Here is a 2329-nt window from a genome sequence, read left to right on the forward strand (position 1 = left end):
GGGAAGAGGCGGTCGGAGCGCGGCGGTAGCGTCCCCGTTCCGTACGAGCCCCCACACTTCCGTACGCGCCCTCGCGCGCCCCTCGTATCCCCTACGCACCTACCGCCGTCGTCGCCGCGCACCCGCGCACCCGCCGCGCCCGGCCCCGTACCGGAGTCCGCCGCGCGTCCCGTACGCCCCCTCAGTGGTCCTCGTGCTCCCGCGCGAGGAACAGCGCGAACGTCGTCGGCTTCTGCTGCACCAGCTCCAGCCGCCCCCCGTCCGCCTCCGCCAGGTCGCGGGCGACCGCCAGCCCCAGCCCCGTCGAGTTGCGTCCGCTGACCGTGCGCTCGAAGACCCGGGAGCCGAGGTCCGCGGGCACGCCCGGGCCCTCGTCGGTGACCTCGGCCACCACCTGGTTGCCCGTGACCCGGGTGCGCAGCGCGACGGTCCCGGCGCCGTGCATCAGCGCGTTCTCGATCAGCGTCGCGAGCACCTGCGCCACCGCCCCCGGCGTGCCCACCGCGCGCAGGCCCTTCCGCCCGGAGCGGACGATCGCCCGCCCCTCCCCGCGGTACACCGGCCGCCACTCCTCCAGCTGCTGCTTGACGACCTCGTCCAGGTCGAAGCCCATCCCCGAGCCGGCCTTGGGGTCCCGGGACTTGGTCAGCAGCCGCTGCACCACGTCCGTGAGCCGCTCCACCTGGGTGAGCGCGACCGCCGCCTCCTCCTTGACCGTCGCCGGGTCGTCCGTGAGCGCGATCTCCTCCAGCCGCATGGACAGGGCGGTCAGCGGCGTACGGAGCTGGTGGGAGGCGTCCGCGGCCAGCCGCCGCTCGGCGGTGAGCATCCGCGCGATCCGCTCCGCGCTGGCGTCCAGCACGTCGGCGACGCGGTCCAGCTCGGGGACGCCGTAGCGGCGGTGGCGGGTGCGCTGGTCGCCGGAGCCGAGCCGCTCGGCGGTCTCGGCGAGGTCGGTGAGCGGGGCGGTGAGGCGGTTGGCCTGGCGGACGGCGAGCAGCACGGCGGCGCCGACGGCGAGCAGCGCCACGGCGAAGATGATCAGCAGGGTCTGGCCCAGCTCGCCGTTGACCCGTTCGCGGGCCTCCATGACCGTGACCCGCTCGCCCCTGCTGCCGGTCTCGGTGGCCTCGATGACGGAGCCGTCGGGCCGCTCCCCCATCTTGAGCGGCGGCCCGCCCGGCAGGTCCACCACCGCGTACCGGCCGTCGGTGACCTGCCCGGAGAGCGCCTGCCGGGTCACCCGCTCGTCGTCGGCGATCTTGCCTTCCACGACGCTGAACAGCCGCACCGCCTCGGACTGCACCCGGTCGTGCGCGGCGGCCTCGATGGTGCGGGTCTCGACGATGACGAGCGAGACGCCGAACACGGCGATGACGACGAGCACCACCGCGAGGGTGCTGTTGATGAGCCTTCTGCGCATGGCTGCCGGAGGCCGGGGGCGGCCGGCCTAGCTCTTCTCGAAGCGGAAGCCCACTCCGCGGACCGTCGCGATGTAGCGGGGGTTCGCGGCGTCGTCGCCGAGCTTCTTGCGCAGCCAGGAGATGTGCATGTCGAGCGTCTTCGTCGACGACCACCAGGTGGTGTCCCACACCTCGCGCATCAGCTGCTCGCGCGTGACCACCCGGCCCGCGTCCCGCACCAGCACCCGCAGCAGGTCGAACTCCTTCGCCGTGAGCTGCAGTTCCTCGTCGCCGAGCCAGGCGCGGTGCGAGTCGGTGTCGATGCGTACGCCGTGGGTGGCCGGCGGCTGCGCCTCGGTGGAGCCGCGGCGCAGCAGGGCGCGGACCCGGGCGAGCAGCTCGGCGAGGCGGAAGGGCTTGGTGACGTAGTCGTCGGCGCCGGCGTCGAGGCCGACGACGGTGTCCACCTCGTCCGCGCGGGCGGTGAGCACCAGCACGGGGAAGCCGTGGCCGTCCGCGCGCAGCCGCCGGCACACCTCCAGGCCGTCGATGCCGGGCAGGCCCAGGTCGAGCACGAGGAGGTCGACGCCGCCGCGGAGCCCGGCACTGAGCGCCGTGGGACCGTCTTCCCGGACCTCCACCTCGTAGCCCTCCCGGCGCAGCGCGCGGGCCAGCGGTTCCGAGATGGCCGCGTCGTCCTCGGCCAGCAGTACTCGGGTCATGGAGCGATGGTAGACCTCCCGTCACCGAGAGTGCGCCGGTGGCGTCGGGTTCTCTCACCTCCTGGTACGCGGTCGAACGCGTCGGCGGGTTCCGTGCGCCGGTTCGCGCCGTCCCCGGATCGCGGGGCGGGGGGCGCATCGCCGGATCGCGGGGCGGAGGGTTGTCGGCGACCATGAGGTCACCGGGCCGGCCGGTCCGCGGGG

2 protein-coding genes are annotated in these 2329 nt (G+C 74.5%); both read right to left on the reverse strand.

Features of this window, described 5'->3' with window-relative positions; all coding sequences use genetic code 11:
• Nucleotides 1-181: 181 nt before the first annotated feature.
• Nucleotides 182-1423: a sensor histidine kinase gene (locus tag H5J30_RS27895; RefSeq protein WP_181790071.1), complete on the reverse strand. Its 1242-nt coding sequence runs from the start codon at nucleotides 1421-1423 to the stop codon at nucleotides 182-184.
• A gap of 27 nt (nucleotides 1424-1450) precedes the next feature.
• On the reverse strand, nucleotides 1451-2125 hold the full coding sequence (locus H5J30_RS27900; RefSeq protein WP_018838328.1) for a response regulator transcription factor: 675 nt from the start codon (nucleotides 2123-2125) through the stop codon (nucleotides 1451-1453).
• Between the last annotated feature and the right edge of the window lie 204 nt (nucleotides 2126-2329).

Source organism: Streptomyces phytophilus (assembly GCF_013870535.1).
GTDB lineage: Bacteria > Actinomycetota > Actinomycetes > Streptomycetales > Streptomycetaceae > Streptomyces > Streptomyces phytophilus.